The organism is Nocardia sp. NBC_01503, assembly GCF_036327755.1.
Taxonomy (GTDB): Bacteria; Actinomycetota; Actinomycetes; order Mycobacteriales; family Mycobacteriaceae; genus Nocardia.
Map to the genome: position 1 here is coordinate 3,185,013 of NZ_CP109596.1, position 17,520 is coordinate 3,202,532.

The 17,520-nt window shown below is 66.9% G+C and carries 19 protein-coding genes; 5 read left to right on the forward strand and 14 right to left on the reverse strand.

Annotation, left to right across the window (positions count from 1 at the left end; all coding sequences use genetic code 11):
• Positions 1-49: 49 nt before the first annotated feature.
• Complete coding sequence (locus tag OHB26_RS14390) at positions 50-379, forward strand: DUF4229 domain-containing protein (RefSeq protein ID WP_067567058.1); 330 nt, start codon at positions 50-52, stop codon at positions 377-379.
• Positions 376-1,461, forward strand: coding sequence for a PLP-dependent cysteine synthase family protein (locus OHB26_RS14395; protein WP_330184669.1), 1,086 nt, complete (start codon positions 376-378; stop codon positions 1,459-1,461). Before OHB26_RS14390 ends, OHB26_RS14395 begins: the two co-directional genes overlap by 4 nt.
• A 37-nt stretch (positions 1,462-1,498) precedes the next feature.
• Here the strand turns inward: OHB26_RS14395 and OHB26_RS14400 are convergent, their stop codons facing one another.
• Positions 1,499-2,383: a helix-turn-helix domain-containing protein gene (locus tag OHB26_RS14400; protein ID WP_330184670.1), complete on the reverse strand. Its 885-nt coding sequence runs from the start codon at positions 2,381-2,383 to the stop codon at positions 1,499-1,501.
• A 140-nt stretch (positions 2,384-2,523) separates the two neighbouring features.
• On the opposite strand from OHB26_RS14400, the gene OHB26_RS14405 reads away from it, so the two are divergent.
• Entirely contained in the window at positions 2,524-2,823 is a 300-nt protein-coding gene (locus tag OHB26_RS14405) for a hypothetical protein (protein WP_330184671.1), read from the forward strand.
• A gap of 116 nt (positions 2,824-2,939) precedes the next feature.
• Positions 2,940-3,326: a phage holin family protein gene (locus OHB26_RS14410; RefSeq protein ID WP_330184672.1), complete on the forward strand. Its 387-nt coding sequence runs from the start codon at positions 2,940-2,942 to the stop codon at positions 3,324-3,326.
• A gap of 53 nt (positions 3,327-3,379) precedes the next feature.
• Here OHB26_RS14410 and OHB26_RS14415 read toward each other — a convergent pair whose 3' ends face one another.
• The gene (locus tag OHB26_RS14415) at positions 3,380-4,249 is read right to left on the reverse strand and encodes a 1,4-dihydroxy-2-naphthoate polyprenyltransferase (RefSeq protein WP_330184673.1); all 870 of its coding nucleotides are present in this window, start codon (positions 4,247-4,249) and stop codon (positions 3,380-3,382) included.
• Between the two features lie 60 nt (positions 4,250-4,309).
• Positions 4,310-4,765, reverse strand: a complete 456-nt coding sequence (locus OHB26_RS14420; RefSeq protein ID WP_330184674.1) for an SRPBCC family protein — start codon at positions 4,763-4,765, stop codon at positions 4,310-4,312.
• Between the two features lie 80 nt (positions 4,766-4,845).
• On the opposite strand from OHB26_RS14420, the gene OHB26_RS14425 reads away from it, so the two are divergent.
• Entirely contained in the window at positions 4,846-8,610 is a 3,765-nt protein-coding gene (locus OHB26_RS14425) for an AfsR/SARP family transcriptional regulator (RefSeq protein ID WP_330184675.1), read from the forward strand.
• 6 nt (positions 8,611-8,616) lie between these two features.
• Here the strand turns inward: OHB26_RS14425 and OHB26_RS14430 are convergent, their stop codons facing one another.
• The 11 genes from OHB26_RS14430 to OHB26_RS14480 all read right to left on the reverse strand — a co-directional run bounded on the left by OHB26_RS14430 (position 8,617) and on the right by OHB26_RS14480 (position 17,393).
• Positions 8,617-9,468, reverse strand: a complete 852-nt coding sequence (locus OHB26_RS14430) for a cytochrome c biogenesis CcdA family protein (protein WP_330184676.1) — start codon at positions 9,466-9,468, stop codon at positions 8,617-8,619.
• Positions 9,465-10,214, reverse strand: coding sequence for a DsbA family protein (locus OHB26_RS14435; RefSeq protein ID WP_330184677.1), 750 nt, complete (start codon positions 10,212-10,214; stop codon positions 9,465-9,467). The genes OHB26_RS14430 and OHB26_RS14435 overlap by 4 nt, the downstream gene beginning before the upstream one ends.
• A gap of 74 nt (positions 10,215-10,288) precedes the next feature.
• A complete protein-coding gene (locus tag OHB26_RS14440; protein WP_330184678.1) occupies positions 10,289-10,678 on the reverse strand; it encodes a hypothetical protein in 390 nt (129 codons plus the stop codon).
• Positions 10,679-10,766: 88 nt separating this feature from the next.
• Positions 10,767-11,606 (reverse strand): ABC transporter permease, encoded by an 840-nt coding sequence (locus tag OHB26_RS14445; protein ID WP_330184679.1) that lies wholly within the window; start codon positions 11,604-11,606, stop codon positions 10,767-10,769.
• Complete coding sequence (locus OHB26_RS14450; protein ID WP_330184680.1) at positions 11,603-12,613, reverse strand: ATP-binding cassette domain-containing protein; 1,011 nt, start codon at positions 12,611-12,613, stop codon at positions 11,603-11,605. The genes OHB26_RS14445 and OHB26_RS14450 overlap by 4 nt, the downstream gene beginning before the upstream one ends.
• A 167-nt stretch (positions 12,614-12,780) precedes the next feature.
• Complete coding sequence (gene menE, locus OHB26_RS14455) at positions 12,781-13,917, reverse strand: o-succinylbenzoate--CoA ligase (protein WP_330185642.1); 1,137 nt, start codon at positions 13,915-13,917, stop codon at positions 12,781-12,783.
• A 101-nt stretch (positions 13,918-14,018) separates the two neighbouring features.
• Positions 14,019-14,369 carry a DUF3349 domain-containing protein gene (locus OHB26_RS14460; protein ID WP_067567029.1) on the reverse strand — a complete coding sequence of 117 codons (351 nt, stop codon included), beginning with the start codon at positions 14,367-14,369 and terminating at the stop codon, positions 14,019-14,021.
• Between the two features lie 25 nt (positions 14,370-14,394).
• Positions 14,395-14,664 carry a hypothetical protein gene (locus tag OHB26_RS14465; protein WP_330184681.1) on the reverse strand — a complete coding sequence of 90 codons (270 nt, stop codon included), beginning with the start codon at positions 14,662-14,664 and terminating at the stop codon, positions 14,395-14,397.
• Positions 14,665-14,674: 10 nt separating this feature from the next.
• A complete protein-coding gene (locus OHB26_RS14470) occupies positions 14,675-15,874 on the reverse strand; it encodes an inorganic phosphate transporter (protein WP_330184682.1) in 1,200 nt (399 codons plus the stop codon).
• A 75-nt stretch (positions 15,875-15,949) separates the two neighbouring features.
• Positions 15,950-16,336, reverse strand: a complete 387-nt coding sequence (locus OHB26_RS14475; protein ID WP_330184683.1) for a VOC family protein — start codon at positions 16,334-16,336, stop codon at positions 15,950-15,952.
• Positions 16,337-16,499: 163 nt separating this feature from the next.
• Positions 16,500-17,393: a 1,4-dihydroxy-2-naphthoyl-CoA synthase gene (locus OHB26_RS14480; RefSeq protein ID WP_330184684.1), complete on the reverse strand. Its 894-nt coding sequence runs from the start codon at positions 17,391-17,393 to the stop codon at positions 16,500-16,502.
• Positions 17,394-17,520 lie beyond the last annotated feature (127 nt).

A 17,520-nucleotide genomic window follows, 5' to 3' on the forward strand; every position in this document is an offset into this window, starting at 1 on the left:
GGCGGAGGGCGCCGCGTATGCCCGAATCCCCGTCACCTAGGCTGTTGTCGTGAGTGACGCAACCCCCGGCGCGAGTGACCGAACCCCACCGGAGAGCGCGGGCCGTCGGCTGGCCAAGCATCTGGCCCTCTACACCGTCGCCCGGCTCGGCCTGGTCGTCGTCCTCGCCGCGATCATCATGGGTGTGGCGGCCATCGTGCACGTCGATATCCCGCTCATTGTCGCCGCGCTGTTCGCGCTGCTCATCGCGATGCCGCTCTCCATGGCACTGTTCAAAAAGCTTCGGACGCAGGTGAACAAGGACATCGCCGCCGTCGATGAGAAGCGGCGCAGGGACCGGGAGCAGCTCATGTCGCGACTGCGAGGCGAGGACAAATGAAGCGCTGTGATCGCTCGGCGCCCCGCGACTGGGTCGACAATGCGGTCCGGCTGATCGACGCCGACACCCAGCGCAGCGCCGACACCCACCTACTGCGCTATCCGCTGCCCGCCGACTGGGGTGTGCAGCTGTATCTCAAGGACGAATCCACCCACATCACGGGCAGTCTCAAGCATCGCCTGGCGAGATCGCTGTTCCTGTACGCCATCTGCAACGGCTGGGTCACCGAGGGCACCACCGTGGTGGAGGCCTCATCCGGTTCGACCGCCATCAGCGAGGCGTACTTCGCGAAACTGCTGGGCCTGGAGTTCGTGGCGGTTATGCCCGCCACCACGTCACCGGAGAAGATCGCGCTCATCGAGGCACAGGGCGGCCGTAGCCACCTGGTCGAGAAGGGCCCCGAGATCTATACCGAGGCAGCGCGTTTGGCGCGCGAGTGCAACGGCCACTATATGGACCAGTTCACCCATGCCGAGCGGGCCACGGACTGGCGGGGCAATAACAATATCGCCGAGTCGATCTTCCAGCAGTTGGCGCTGGAGACGCATCCGATCCCGGAGTGGATCGTGGTGGGCGCGGGCACCGGTGGCACCAGCGCGACCATCGGCCGCTATATCCGGTACCGGCGGCACGCCACCAAACTGGCCGTGGTGGATCCGGAGAATTCGGCCTTCTACGGCGGTTACGAGCTTTCGGACGCCGGATATCAGACCGGGATGGGATCCCGGATCGAGGGCATCGGCCGCCCGCGGGTGGAGCCGTCCTTCGTCGGTCAGGTCGTCGACTGCATGATCGAGGTGCCCGACGCGGGTTCGATCGCCGCCGCGCGGCACGCCGGCAAGGTGCTCGGCCGCCGGGTCGGCGGCTCCACCGGCACCAATCTGTGGGGTGCGTTTGCCCTGATTGCCGACATGATTGCCGAGGGTCGCACCGGCAGTGTGGTCACCCTGCTGTGTGACGGCGGGGACCGTTATGCCGGAACCTATTTCAATGACGAGTGGGTTGCCGGTCAGGGGCTGAGCCTGGACGAACCGACCACCGTCATCGATCGATTCATCGCCACCGGTACTTGGTCGGGCTAGTTTTCGCACCGCACAGGGTTCGGCTGAGAAGGGTTGGTCACCCTTCAAATTGATTGCTGCTTATTTGCTGCAACGGTTGAGTAGGTGCGGGCTCGCGAAGTGAAGCATTCATATTCGGATGTTTGCCGGGGCGCTGCGGGGTCTCATCGGCGTTAATAGGCCTTGACGCTCGCGGCCGCTCCCGGGCGACTGGACGAGTGACCGCCAGGGGTTGATCCACGCCCGCGCCGACCACGAGCATCCACGATTGCAGGGTCGAGGAGGTGCGCCAGATGTTCATCCGCAGCTCGGTGATGGCCAGGGTTTTCGGATCGCGCACCAGCTTGGTGCGATCGCGCCGCTCACTGGCGACGCCGTCATTGCGCCACATGGTCTCGAACTCCGGACTCGCCATGCAGCTCTCGATGATCCGCTGCGTCGCCTCGTCCGGCCCGTGCCGCGCCAGCAGCATGCGGAACATGCCGACGGCCTGCTGTGTCTCGCCCTGCCAGTCGACCAGCACGGTTCGCGAGATCGGATTGAGCAGCAGCCACTCCACGTAATTGCGGCCCGGATCGAGCTGCGGGAACACCTCGGCGTGCGCGGTATTGACGGCGAGGATATCCATGGTTCCGGAGATGAAGGCCGCTATCTTGGGGTTGAGCAGCTCCAGATACTCCAGGTCGTTGGCGCTGGGGTGATCGGGCGTGATCCGCGGGAACGGGCCTTCGGCGAGGGCCAGTGCGTATTCGAACTCGACGGCCGGCAGTTCCAGTGCGGTGCCGAGGGATTCGATGACGCGGCGAGAGGGGTTCGCGCCGCCCTCGATCTTGGTCAGGTATGGCACCGAGAGGCTGGCCAACCAGGCCAATTGGGGGCGAGTGAGGTTCGCGGCCGTCCGGCGCTGGCGAATGTACTCGCCGAACGTGGGTACTCCATTCATTGCTTAGGGTGACCTAACTTGTATAACCGTCCGGTACACACGCGGTTGCCGAGTGATACCCGCACGGGTAGGGCGACGAGGTGTGCGCGGTATCCCGTTCTGCTCCAATAGTTTGAAACAACAACAAATCAGGAGTCGAGTTGGGGCAGCATCCGGGACCGGTGGCCGATGTCAATGTGACGGTGGGGCCGTGGGTCATCACCGCCGGGCAAACCGAGGTCGCCCGACCGCAGCGGATGGTGGCCGCCGAGGGGGTCGTGAACGCCTGGGAGCCCGCTGTATTCGGGCTCTACGAGGATCGCGACGGCGATATCTGGGAGAAGGAGGAGCGCGGCTGGCGGCTGCGGCTGCAGGGCGGCGTCGCGGTGGAACCCGAGGCCGTCTGGGGCTGGGTGGACGGGCATGTGCGCGATTACGCACCCTTCGTGCCCTGGGGCTGACTCGCTGCGCGCCGCGGTCGGCGACTATCTCGATCACGCGGCCTGACCCCGGACCGCAGGGGTGCGAAGGTGGGTGAAGATCACCGCCGGGACGGTTCGCGCCCTACGATCGGGGCATGACGCTCCTGCTACGTCTGCTGATCAACGGTGTGGCCATTTGGCTCGCGTCCGTATGGGTCGGTGGAATCGACATCCACGGTCCCGACGAACCCGCCACGACCACCGACAAGATCATTGTGATCGCGGTGATCACGGTGATCTTCACAATCGTGAACGCGCTGGTGAAGCCCCTGGTGAAACTGCTGTCACTGCCCCTGGTGGTGCTGACGCTCGGGCTTTTCCTGCTGGTCATCAACGCACTCATGCTGTGGCTGACCTCGAAGATCACCGAGCACACGGACTACCAGTTGCACGTCAACGGATTCTGGGCCGCGATCTGGGGCGCCATCATCATCACCCTGGTGAACTGGGTGCTCGGCATACTCGTCCCCGACGAGGACTGAGAAAAGGGGTGTGGGGGCGATACCCCACACCCCGCGCCGATCTCGGGCTGATGTCAGCCGAAGGTCAATGCCAGTCCGGTGGCGATCGACCACACCAGCAGTGCCAGGCCGGTACCCGCCAGCGCTGGAATGAGTCCCGGACCGTTCTTACCAGTGCGAACCGGTTCGTGGGCCTTGATCGCCAGGGGCAGGGCCGCCAGGCCGAACATTACCCAGCCGGTGCGCCCCACCATCGCCGCGGTCGCCGCGAACGGGACCAGTATGAGCACCAGATGCAGTGTGCGGGTGCGGGTGTCGCCGAGGCGTACCGCCAGGGTGGTCTTACCGCTCACCGAATCGGTGGGGATATCGCGCAGGTTATTGGTCACCAGCACGGCGCTGGAGAACGAGCCGACCGCGATGGCACAGGCCAGCCCGACCCAGTCGACCCGCCCGGCCTGGACGAACTGGGTGCCCAGCACCGCGACCAGCCCGAAGAATACGAAGACCGCGATCTCACCGAAACCGCTGTAGCCGTACGGGTTCCGGCCGCCGGTGTAGAACCAGGCCCCGGCCAGGCAGGCCGCGCCCACCAGCAGCAGCCACCACGCGCTGGTCGCCACCAGAATCAGCCCGAGCACCGCGCCCAGCGCGAGACAGCCGATCGCCGCATTGCGCACCGCGCCCGGGCTCGCGAGCTTCGAACCGACCAGGCGCAGCGGCCCGACCCGATCGTCGTCGGTACCGCGAATACCGTCGGAGTAGTCGTTGGCGTAGTTCACGCCGATGATCAGCGAGAGCGAAAGCAGCAGGCACAGCACCGCTTTCCACCACACCGCGCCATCGATGGAGGCGGCGGCCCCCGTGCCCGCCAGGACCGGAGCGATCGCATTCGGCAGAGTGCGCGGCCGAGCGCCCTCGATCCACTGTGCTGCTGTAGCCATGTACCGCAGCCTAGTGCGAGGGTTCCGGCAGTACCCGCCAGTGTGGTGGCGGGTTTGTCCTCACGCCTCGGCGGCGGCCTTCAACTGGGCCAGGCCCTTCTCGAAGTCCTTGCCGATCATGCGATCCATCGGCATCACCTTGGCCATGAGGGCCATGAGCCCACCGCGCTGACCGGTCATCCGCCAGCTGACCGCGGTGCCCTCGGGCCGCGCGATGAACTCGAAGGTCACCTGATTGGTATTGCGAATCGGCTTCTCGAAGTTCAACCGGATGCCGACGGCCTGCGAGGTCTCGGAGGTGATCTCCATATCGCCGCGCCCGGCCTTGCGATTGCCATTCCAGGCGTACCGGGCGCCGATACCGCGATCGGCCCCGCTGTACGTGCGTTCCATGGTCGGATCCAGACCCTCCCACGGCGACCACTGCTGCCACTGCTGGAAGTCGTTGACGAGTGCTCGGATCCGGGCGGGATCGGCCTTGATGACCGTTTCCCGCACGATGTCGAAGTCGGTCATGATCTTCAGGGTAGGCGACCGCACCGACGCATCCGGCGAATCAGGCACCTCCGGCGGCACTCACCTACGATTGGCGAGGAATGTTTTCGGAAACAGGCAGTTCCAGCGGTGCCGGTACCACCCGGCGGGCCCCCACGGGCGACACGGTCCTACTGGCCCTACTGGGGGAGGTCGCCGTCCGGCGTGACGGTGGCCTCGCACCCGTACCCGGAGCCAGGGCGCGGCTGTTGGTCGCCGCGCTGGCCACGCATCCGGGCCGTAGTCGCAGCGCCCAGGCCCTCATCGACGACGTATGGGGTGAGGATCCGCCGCGCGCGCCGATGAACGCGCTGCACACGCAGGTCTCCCGGCTGCGCTCGACGCTGCCCGAGGGTGCGCTGGAGATCGGCCCGGCCGGTTACCGCCTGGTGCTACGCGCCGATCAGGTCGATCTGACCCTGGCTCGACAGTTGGAAACCCAAGCGCGCCAAGCACATGAGAGCGGCGACGATGCCGCCTGCCTGACCCTGATCGCCGAGGCCCGCGCGCTCTGGCGCGGTGAGCCCGCCGCCGACCTGCCGTCCGGCTCGGTCGCCGACGAACTCGGCGAACTCGCCACCGCCCGGCGGCAGGGGCTGGACACCCTCGAACTCGAGGCCCGCGAAACCGTCGGTGACCTGGCGGGCGCACTCGCCCTGGCGCGCATCGCCGTCGCCGCCGAGCCCTTCGACGAGCCCGCGCACGCCACCCTCATGCGACTACTCGCTGCCGCCGGTCGCGGCAATGAGGCCCTGGATGTGTTCGCGTCCCTCCGAACCCGCCTCGTCGACCAACTCGGCGCGGACCCGGGCCCGGCGCTCACCGCCATGAATACCGCCCTGCTGCGCGGCGAGCCGCTCCCGGGTCCGCGGCCCGCGCTGTCGCCCGGTCGCGGCCGCGAGAACCCGCCCGCAGGAGGCGATCGGTACGGTGCCGCGGATTATCCGGCGGGATCGGGTAACGCGGTGCGGGCGAACGCATCATGGGGGCAGGGGTATCCCGGCAAAACGTATTCGGCTGAGCCATCGGGTGATTCGGGGGCTCCATCGTTCGGCCGGACCGGGTCCGGCACCGCTCGGGACTCCGGATCGGGTTACCCGGTGGACGGGAATTCCGCTGCGGCGCAGAGATATTCCCATCCGAGGGTGTCCGATCCGAGTGAATCGCACGGCACCGGCGGGGCGAGTGACGGGCGGAGCTCGGCGCCCGCCGAGGCCGAATCGACCTGGCCGGGGCCGACCTCGGCGGGCCGGTTATCGCAGCTGACGGCCACCGCGAGTTATGCGGTCTCCTCGCGCGCCGAGGCCGCGGAGGTCGTCGGCGGGCCGATCGGCCTACGGGCCGCGCCCAATCCGCTGCTCGGTCGTGAGGCGGATATCGATGCGCTGGAGGCACTGCTGCACGCATCGCGGGTGACCACGGTGCTCGGGCCGGGCGGCACCGGTAAGACCCGGGTCGCCAATGAGCTCGGTGCCCGGGTGGCGGACGAGCGAGCGGTGGCGCTGGTCGAACTGGCCTCGCTGCGCGCCGATCCGGCGGGGGTGGCCGAGACCCGGATGGAGATCGAGGCCGCCATCGCGGCGACGCTCGGGGTGGGCGAGTTCAGCCGCGATACGAATATCCTGCGGGCCAACCACAATCGGGATATGGGACGCCGGTTGCGCGAGGCGCTCTCCTCCCGGCCGATGCTCCTGATCCTGGACAATTGTGAACATCTGGTGGACGCGGTGGCCGAGTTGGTCGCCGATCTCGTGGGCTCCAGCGATCAGCTGACGGTACTCACCACGAGCCGCGCGCCGCTCCAGATCACCGCCGAAACGGTATACCCTTTGCCGCCGTTGACCATTGACGCGCACGGCTCCCCGGCTACCGAACTGTTCATCGCGCGGGCCCGTGCGGTCCGGCCCTCGGTGCGTCTGGACCCCGAGGTGGTGGCCCGGCTCTGCCGCACCCTGGACGGACTGCCGCTGGCCATCGAACTGGCGGCGGCGCGCACCCGCACCATGAGTGTGGAGGAGATCGAGTCCCGCCTCGATCATCGATTCGCCCTGCTGCGCAGTGGGGATCGCAGTTCGCCGGAGCGGCATCGCACCCTGCACGCGGTCATCGAGTGGAGTTGGAATCTGCTCGACGGTGAACAGCGCACCGCGTTGCGGCGGCTCTGCCGTTTCCCGGCCGGATTCACCCTCGCCGCGGCCGAGGCGATACTCGCCGACGGTGATATCGATGCCGCGATCGCCGTCGACGGCCTGGTCGGCCAATCCCTGCTCACCGTGCTGGAATCCGACGACACCGAATACGACGGCACCCGCTACCGCATGCTGGAGACGGTGCGCGAATTCGGTGAGGAACAGCTGGTGGCCACCGGCGAAGCCGATCGGGTGATGGACCGGATGGCAAGCTGGGCAAGGGAATTCGCGATCGAATCGGCGCGCCGCTATCACACCGAGGATCAGGTGGCGGTGGTGCTCGGTGTCGCCTCTGAGGTCGACAATCTGAACGCGGTCCTGCGCTACGCCGTCGACGGCCGCGATGCCGTCACCGCGCACGCGGTGTATCCGGTGTTGGCGCTGCTGTGGGTGATGCGCGGCGCGCATCTGGAGTTGATCTCCTGGACCGGCCGGATCGCGGCCATGCCCATGCGCACCGGTCCGCTCGGTACCGAAGAGGCCGATCTGCAGATGTTCGGCCAGCTCATCCTGGGCCTGCACCTGATGTACATGGGCGGCGACGCGGGTGACGACAATCGCAATCTGATGCGTGTGCGCAGCCGCATTCGGCGACTGGTGCGCGCCGGGGATTCGCTGAGTCCGGTCTTCCGGTTCCTCGGCACCACCGCCGCGCTCCCGATGGACAGCCGCAAACTGGCCCGCCAACTCAATGACGGTGTGCGATCGCCGGATGTGCACACCCGGGTCGCGGCGCTGCTGCTGCGCGCCAATACCCGGGAGAACTCCGGCGATGTGCACGGCTCCATCCGAGACGCGGTGCACGCCTTGGAGAATGGCGCACAGGACGATCTGTGGGGCACCGCCATGGTGTGCCAGCACCTGGGCGGTATGTACGGGCAGTCCGCGCGCTACGCCAAGTCCGTGGCGTACTACGAGCGCACCGCGGACATCTTCGTCAAACTGCAGGCCTACGAGGAGAGTATCGAGATCCGCAGCTATCTCGCCGTCTCACTGGTGGGGTGCGGCCAGGTCGAGCGGGCCCGCCGGGAACTGATGCCGGTGCTACCCGGCGTCGGCATCGATCCGGCCGATATGAGCGCCTCCGTGCAGCCCAACCATCGGCGGGCCACCGTCATCGCCGGATTGGCGGAGATCGAACTGGCCGAGGGCGATATCGATACCGGACTGGCCCGCTACCGGCAGTCCCTCGAGTCGATGGCCTGGCCGAACGGGATGGTCGCGCCCGGGCCCGGCGATCTGATGACGGCCTCCGCCGTGATCGACGCCCATGTGCTGCACGGCCGGGCCGACACGGTGGCCGAACTCGTCGATCAGTTGGTCGAATCCGCGCTGCCCAAGCTGGGGCACTATCGGGATCTGCCGCAGATCGGGGCGGTGGCCACCGCGGTCGGAACCTACCTGCTCACCATCGACGGCGGCTCCGATCCGGGTTTGGAATTATTCGCCCTCGCGCCGAAAGTATTTCCGCGCCAAGACTATCCGTCCATGCACTGGCAGCGGCATCGGGAGTTCCATCAGCCCGCCGTCGGCGCGGAGCGGATGGCGGCGGCGGTGCGTGCGGCGGTGCCCTTCAACCGCCGCACGGCACCACCGCGCATCTTCGAGCTGTTGAACGAATTCCGGCGGAACCGCTGACCCGGATCAGTCCTGCTCGGCGTACTCGTCGGCGTGGGTCTCCGCGCGCCAGAGTCGCCAGCCCACCAGTCCCAGCGCCATCGCACCGAGGATCAGCAGCACGGTGGTATCGGAGACGGCCTGCCCGAAGCGTTGCACCATTGCCTCCACCTGGAATTCGGTATCCGCGCCGAGCAGACTCGGCAGCGCCGAGGTGCCGTCGAAGAGTAGGAAGACCGCGCCCAGCAGGATGAAGAACACCCCGGAGATCAGTGAGGTGCTGTGCAACTCCAGCTTGCCGATTCGTAAGCTGCTGCCGCGCAACCACTTTCGCTGACCCAAGTAGAAGCGGTCCCACAGCGAGGCCAGTAGGAACAGTGGCGCGGCCATACCGAGCGCGTAGACCGCGAGCAGTAATCCGCCCTCGATCGGCGATCCGCCGACGGCCGCCACCGCCAGAATCGAGCCGAGAATCGGCCCGGCGCAGAATCCGGCCAGACCGTAGACCAGGCCGAGCAGGTATACCGCGCCCGACCGCTCGGGCCGGCCCCGCTTCGCCGCCGCGCGCTGGGCGAAGCCGAAAGCGAAACCGCGGCCTAGGATTTGAAGGACGCCCAGGCCGATAATGGTCCAGCCGCCGATGGTGATCAGCAGCTCGCGATTATTCGAGAACAGTTGCCCTGCAAACGATCCCGCGATTCCAAGCGGCACCAGCGTGGTGGCCAGGCCGAGATAGAACATGGCGGTTCGGCCCAGTAGCCTGCCCTGCGAATCGAACGAGTACGCGAAGAAGCTGGGCAGCAGCAGCGCGCTGCACGGGCTCACCAACGCCAGCAGACCACCCAGGAAGGCCGCGAAAAAGCCTACGGTGCCACTCATTCCGCATGCTCCGGGCTGTTCTTCGCGGCATTCGACGCGGCGTCGATAACGGCCGAGAACTGCTCGATGGGCTGTGCGCCCAGCACCGGCCGGCCGTTGATGAGGAAGGTCGGGGTGGAGGACGCGCCCAGTGCGTACGCCTCGCGGGCATCACGCTGTACCGCGGCGGCGGATGCCGGTGACTCCTGATCCGCGCGGAACTTCGCCATATTCGGCACGCCCGCCTGTGCGGCGAACTCGGCCAGCAGGTCGGGGGTGAGCGCACCGGTGTTCTTCTGCTCCGGCGCGCCGGTCTGCACGATGTGATGGAATTCCCAGAATCGGCCCTGCTGTGCGGCGGCCCAGGCGGCGCGGGCCGCGTTCTCGGACTCCTGACCGAAGATCGGGAAGTTCCGCCATTCGATGCGCAGCACGCCCTGCTCCACATACTTCGAGATGAGCTTCGGTTCGATGGTGCGTCCGAAGGTACGGCAGAACGAGCACTGGAAGTCCGAGTACTCGATCATCACCACCGGGGCATCGATCTTGCCGAGGGCGAGCGGATCGTTGGCCTCCCGGCGGGCCAGCTTCGCCAGTTCGGCGAACATGGGATTGGTCTCCGCCGCGGCGGCCTTCGTCTCCGGTTCGTCATTGCCGTCGATCATCTGGAAAGCGGCTATGGCGAGCAGGCAGACCGCGGCGAACACCGCGAGTCCCGCGAAGAGTTTCCTATTGCTGTTCGTGCTGTTCTTGCTGATTTCGGACATGCGAATACCCCTGGACTACTTCGGTCCTGAATGACGTCGAATATGCGTGAAGACATGGCTGTACGCCGGGTCTCCTAAATGATCAGCACCGTCGTCAGATGGGGAGATGTCATCGGCAGGGTCGGCCCGCGCGGGGCGATGTCATACGAAAGCCGCTGGGTGGCAGGGAGTTCCGGAATCAGCGCGAATACGGGTGTGAGCAGCTGATCTCCGGTGGCGCGCGGTGGCGCCGTCACCTGGCCGAGCGGATCCTGTCCGGGCTGATCGTGCCGCTCACAGAAGGGCGCGTGGGTACTCGCCACGGTATCGCCCGGGGCGGTCACCGCCTGCACGGAAATCTGTTGCGCCGAGCCCCAATCCGCGACCGCGGCGATCAATCCGAGTATTGCGAACAATCCCGTCAACAGCGCGGCGCAGGACAGCCGAAACGACTTTCGGCTGCGCGGGGCTGGATGGGAATTCACCGGATCGACCATAACAGGCGTGCCCATACACACGGCAGAATGCCCGCCCACCGGAATCCGGTGGACGGGCATGGGGGTGGAGTTCAGCTCACGCGTGGCGCATATAGGCACGCAGTGCGAGCGGGGCGAAGACGATGATCACCACGACACCGCCGATGAGCGACCAGGCCAGATTGGCGGTGACGCCGGTCCCGTTCATCAGCTCGCGGGCCGTATTGACCATGTAGTAGACCGGATTGGCCTTGTTGAGGCCCTGCAGCCAGCCCGGCATATTGCCGACCGGTGCGAAGGTGCCGCCCATGAAGGTCAGCGGGAACATGATCATCATGGAGATGCCCTGCACCGAGGCCGCGCTCTTACCGGTGACGCCGACCAGCGCCCAGATCCAGCTGATGGCGAAGGAGCAGAACACCACGACCAGTCCGGCGAGTACGACGCCGAGCACGCCGCCCTCGGGGTGGTAGCCGAGTGCCAGGCCGACGATCACGGTGAGCGTGGTGGCCAGGCCGTAGCGCACCATATCGGCCAGCAGCGCACCCGAGAGTGCCGAAATACGGGCGATGGGAAGGGATTTGAAGCGGTCGAAGACGCCCTTGTCCATATCCTCGCGCAGCTGGGTGCCGGTGGCGACCGAGGTCAGCACCACCGTCTGTACCAGAATGCCCGGAATCAACAGGGGCAGATAGGCCGAGACGCTCCCACCGATGGAACCGCCGAAGATGAAGGCGAACAGCGCGGTGAACAGGATCGGCTGCACGGTGACATCGAACAGCTGTTCCGGATTGTGCCGGATCTTGAGCAAACCGCGGTACGCCATGGTGAGCGAGTTCTGCGCGGTCTTCTTCAGACTGATGTGATTGCTGACCTCGGGAATGGGGACCGTGGTGACGGCCGTGTGCTTTCCGGGGGCGGTGAGTGTGGTGGTCATGCCGCGCTCTTTTCGGTATCGGTGGTGTCGTCTTCCGCGCCGTGACCGGTAAGTGCGAAGAACACCTCGTCCAGGCTGGGCTTGCTGACGTTGATCTCCTCGACCCGAATATCGTGCTCGCGCAATCGGATCAGGATGTCGGTGGTGATGGCGGGATCGGGCAGGGGAGCGGTGATGCGGCCCGCTTCGGGGGAGACGGTGGCCTCGACGGCCTTGCCCTCGGCGCGGGACAGGTACTCCGAGACCAGGGCGCGCGCCTCATCGATGCGGCCCCGGTCCTCGAGGGTGAGTTGCAGGGCGGACAGGCCGACCGAACCCTTCAACTCGTCCGAGGTGCCGTCGGCGATGACCTTGCCGCGGTCGATGACCGCGATCCGATCGGCCAGCTGATCGGCCTCGTCCAGGTACTGGGTGGTGAGCAGCACCGTCGAGCCCTCGCGGACCAGGCGGCGGATGGTCTCCCACATCTGGGCGCGGGTACGCGGATCCAGACCGGTGGTCGGCTCGTCCAGGAACAGCAGCGGGGGAGTGGAGATCAGACTGGCGGCCAGATCCAGGCGGCGGCGCATACCGCCGGAGAAGTTCTCCAGCGCCTTGTTGGCGGCCTCCTGAAGTCCGAACTCCTCCAGCAGTTCGGCCGACTTGCGGCGCGCATCCGCCTTGGAGAGTCCGAGCAGTCGCGAGAAGATAATGAGATTCTCTGTGGCCGTGAGCTTTTCGTCGACCGACGCGTACTGACCGGTCACGCCGATCAGCGAGCGCACCGCGGTGGGCTCGGTCAGCACATCACGACCGAAGATGCGGGCACTGCCGCCGTCCGGGCGCAGCAGCGTGGCCAGCATCCGGATGGTGGTGGTCTTACCGGCTCCATTGGGGCCGAGCACGCCGTAAACGGCGCCCCGCGGAACCGCCAGGCTCACGCCGTCGACAGCCCGCTGCTCCCCGAAAATCTTGACCAGGTCATTCGCCTCGATGGCGAGTGCCTCAGCAGGTGTGTAAGAAGTCATGACGCACACTCTGCGGACCTGCGCTTACACGCGGCTTGCACGGCTATTGCGCGATCACGCAAGCCCCCGGCGCAAGGGCTTGCGAGCGGCGGTATCCCCTTTGATCGCAAACGCGTTGCCCGGCCGATTCGGTCCGCCGATTCGGCCCGCCTGGAGCTACGGGGCGGTCAGTTGCGGGAAGTCGACTGGAGGTACTCGCGCAGCGCGGCGCGGTCGGGTTTGCCCGGGCCGCGCAGTGGGAGTTCTTGCAGGACAGCGAGTTCGCGGGGTGCGGCGATGGCGTCGAGTTCGGCGACCACGTGTTCGCGGAGTTCGTCGAGGGTCGGTGCCGTCGCACCGGGTGCCGTCACGATGGCGGTGACCACACGCTGGCCCAGGCGGGCGTCGGGCAGGCCCAGGACCACGCATTCGGAGACGGCCGGATGCGTGATGAGCACGGCCTCGACCACCTGCGGCAGCACCAGCAGGCCGCCGGTCATGATCGCTTCGTCGAGTCGCCCGGTGACCGTCAGCACGCCGTTCTCGAAGCTGCCCGCGTCCTCGGTGCGGAACCAGCCGGGTTCGGCGAAGGCCGGATGATCGGGCTGATTGCGGTAGCCGTCGGCGAGCATGGCCCCGCCCAGCAGGACTCGGCCGTTCTCGATGCGAACCTCGGTGCCGTCCAAGGGAATTCCCTCGTAGACGCAGCCGCCGCAGGTCTCACTCATACCGTAGGTGCGAAAGACCGTGATGCCCGCGGCGCGAGCGCGCTCCAGCACCGGTTTCGGGGTGGCCGCACCACCGATGAGGACGCCGTCGAGGTCGGCCAGCGCGGCCGCGGCGACCGGTTCGTCCAGGGCCTTGATCAGCTGGGTCGGTACCAGCGAGGTGTAGCGGCGCGGTCCGCGCATACCGCCGATGGCGGCGGCCAGCCCCTCGGGCAGGAAGCCGCCCGAGACATCGAGGACGGCCGGTTCGGTGCCGGCCAGAATGCTGCGCAGCAGCACCTGGATGCCCGCGATGTGATGGGTCGGCAGCGCCAGCAACCACTGTCCGGGTCCGCCGAGCCGGTCGTGCGTGGCCTCGCCGCTGGCGCGCAGGGCGGCCGCGGACAGCATGGCGCCCTTGGGGATTCCGGTGGTGCCCGAGGTGGTGACGACCAGCGCCACCGCATCGTCGATCTCCTCGCCGGGGCGCAGACTGCCGCTGAGGCGTTGCGCTTCACGGCGGTCGGCGGTGGGTACGGGCAGCCATGCGGGGCCGTTGCCCTCGAGGGCTTCCCGCAGGTGCGGCAATACGTCGCCTACCGATGCACCGGTGGGCATGGGCAGGGTGCGGAGGGTATTGCTCACGTTCGCGATCGTGTCATGTCGTGGGGTGGCCGTGCACCTGTGGGGTCCGTGGCCGGGGTAGGGGAGTGTTTCGGTCAGTCGGACGTCGGTGTCGCCAGCGGCCATCCACCGGCTGCCAGCCGGGAGGCCACCCGAGCGATATCGTCCTCGCCGGGTTGTTCCTTGGCAACTCGGGAAATGGCGGCCTCGATATCGGCGCGCTCGATCTCGCCGGTGGCCACGCGCTCGCTGACGAGCTCCTCAACCACCAGGTGCACCTCGTAATCGGTGAGCCGACGATGCAGCACCGCGAGCAGGGCCACGTAGTCGGACTGCGGAATGCCCTGCGGATACCCGGCTTTGAGCCAGTCCAGGACTTTCTGCAGCACATTCGAGCGCGGCGGGGTGCGAGCCGGATCGGAGTTCGGCTGTTCCGGAGTGGTCACCAGCGTGCCTTTCTCTCCCGTGGCGTCACGCGCCGAGCAGATGGATACCGAGCCGGGTCGCGAGGAAGCCGCGTGCGATGAAGAGCACACCGACCACCACCGCGATCATGACCACGGCGAAGCAGAGCGCGGAGACCGCGACCGCCACGGTACGGGCGGAACCGGTCGCGCCGTCGTCGATCTGGGCGCGATAGCGGATACCGAAAGCGAAGACGACCGGTAGTCCGGCCCCGAAGACCAAGGCGGCCAAGGTGACCCGCCACAGATCGCTGATATTGGACAGGAAGGTGTGCACGGCGTCGCTCCTATCCGATTCCATTGCCGACGGTGTCATCGCTGCGCACCGGTGCGGGCGCCACGGCGGGCTCGTCCTGCCAGTCGGCATTCACATTGTGCGAATTGACCGGAGTCTGCTTGGAGCGCCGCCAGATCAGCGCGGCCATGGCGATCAGCAGTGCGAAGACCACCAGCACACCGGCGGTGCCGCCGATGGCGTGCAGGATGCCCCAGCAGACCGCGCCGACCACACCGGCCAGCGGCAGGGTCAGCACCCACGCCACCACCATGCGCCCCAGCACTCCCCAGCGCACCTCCGCGCCGGGCCGTCCGATACCCGAACCCAGGATGGATCCGGTCACGGTCTGCGTGGTGGAGAGCGGCAGGCCGAAATGCGCCGAGGTGAGAATGATCGCCGCACTGGTGGATTCGGCGGCGAAGCCCTGCGGCGGCGCGATATCGACCAGGCCCTTGCCGAGCGTGCGGATGATGCGCCAGCCGCCCAGGCAGGTGCCGAGCGCGATGGCGACCGCGCAGGAGACGATGACCCACAGCGGCAGCGGATCACTGGCCTTGGCCGATCCGTGCGCGATGAGCGCCAGGAAGATGATGCCCATGGTCTTCTGCGCGTCATTGGTGCCGTGCGCGAGCGAGACCAGTGAGGCGGAGCCGATCTGCCCCCAGCGGAAGCCGTTCTCCACGGTCTTGCCATTGCTGCGACCGGTGATCCGGTAGACCGCCCAGGAGCCGAGCGCGGCGACCAGCGCGGCCACGATGGGCGCGGCCAGGGCCGGAATGATGATCTTGGCGAGCACGCCCTTGCTGCCCGCGGTCCAGATCACCCCGTCCCAGCCCAGCGCGGCGACGGTGGCGCCGATCAGACCGCCGAAGAGCGCGTGCGAGGAACTCGACGGCAAACCCAACAGCCAGGTGAACAGATTCCAGAGAATGCCGCCGACCAGGCCCGCGAAGACGATGTCGAGCAGGGCCCGTCCACTCACCTCGGAGAGGTCGACAATGCCCTCGGCGACGGTGGCCGCCACCGCGACGCTGAGGAACGCGCCGACGAGATTGAGCCCGCCGGAGAGAAGTACAGCAGTTCGAGGGGGGAGCGCACCGGTGGCGATCGAGGTGGCCATCGCGTTCGCGGTGTCATGGAATCCGTTGGTGAAGTCGAATACCAGGGCCGTGAGAACAACGATCAGCAGAACGAGCAGTTCGGCAGACACGCCGTCCAGTTTGCGCTACGGCGTTCACATCGCGTTAACCGGTGCCCCCCGACACGCCTCACAGTTACTCGCGTGCTAAGGCTTTCGCGTGTCGCGGCGAATCGGATGATCCGCCGGGATCTCCACCAGCACAATCGGCACATCGTCCGGATCGCGCACCCACATCTCCACCAGACCCCACGGTTCGAGAGTCGGCTTCCGATCGATCACCACACCCGCGAGGGTGAGCTCCGCGGCGGCGTCCGCGCAATCGCGCACCTGTAACCAGATCGCCCCCGCGAACCCCGCCGGGCCCTCCCCGCGGCCATGCCCCGCCACCTCGAGCAACCCCTGTCCCGCGAAGAAGACGGTGCCGCCCGGATACTCCCGGGCAATCGCCAGCCCGAGGGTGTCCCGATAGAACTCCAGCGTCCGCTGATAGTCCACCGGCCGCAGGATCAGGCGACTGCTCAGAATCTCCATACCTTTTGCCCTCCGCTTCGCTCCGGGCGGGTTCGCGGCCCCGAAGTCCCGGTTCTTCCCTCCCTCCGGCTCCTCCGCTTCGCTCCCCCGCCTCCGCTCAGTCCAGAACCGGGACGGCCGCGAACCTTGGCGTGTGTGTTTCGGAGGGCGTGGTTCCATGTTGTCAGAAGTAGTACGGGTACGGAGACCAGTCCGGGTCACGCTTCTGCAGGAACGAGTCGCGGCCCTCGACGGCCTCATCGGTCATATAGGCGAGGCGGGTGGCCTCACCCGCGAAGAGCTGCTGACCGACCAGTCCGTCATCGCTGAGGTTGAACGCGTACTTGAGCATGCGGATCGCCTGCGGCGACTTGCCGAGAATCTCGGCGGTCCATTCCAGGGCCACATTCTCCAGCTCGTCGTGATCAACGACCGCGTTGACCGCTCCCATGACATGCATCTCCTCGGCGGTGTACGGCCGCCCCAGGAAGAAGATCTCGCGAGCCCGCTTCTGCCCCACCATCTTCGCCAGGTAGGCGCTGCCGTAGCCGCCGTCGAACGAGCCCACATCGGCATCGGTCTGCTTGAACTTGGCATGCTCACGGCTGGCCAGGGTCAGATCACAGGTGACGTGCAGGCTGTGCCCGCCACCGGCCGCCCACCCGTTCACCAGTGCGATGACGACCTTCGGCATGAACCGAATGAGCCGCTGCACCTCGAGAATGTGCAGCCGGCCCGCCCGCGCCGGATCGACGGTGTCCGCGGTCTCACCCTCGGCGTACTGGTACCCGCTGCGCCCGCGAATCCGCTGATCGCCACCGGAGCAGAACGCCCAGCCGCCATCCTTGGGACTCGGCCCGTTCCCGGTGAGCAGCACCGCCCCCACATCGGAGGTCATCCGCGCATGGTCGAGTGTCCGATACAGCTCGTCAACGGTATGCGGCCGAAAGGCATTACGAACTTCGGGACGGTCGAACGCGATTCGAACAGTCCCCTGCTCGACATGCCGGTGATACGTGATGTCGGTGAGGTCTTCGAATCCAGGGACAGGTTTCCACAGCGCTTCATTGAAGGTCACACGCTTGAACATAGCCGGGCCGGTAATGCGTAACGCAAGGTGACGACTGATTTCGCACCGCCGGGGGTACCTCCCGGGGTACGCCCGAAACTCGCTGGGTACGTAGCCGTGAGCGCGGTGCGCGACC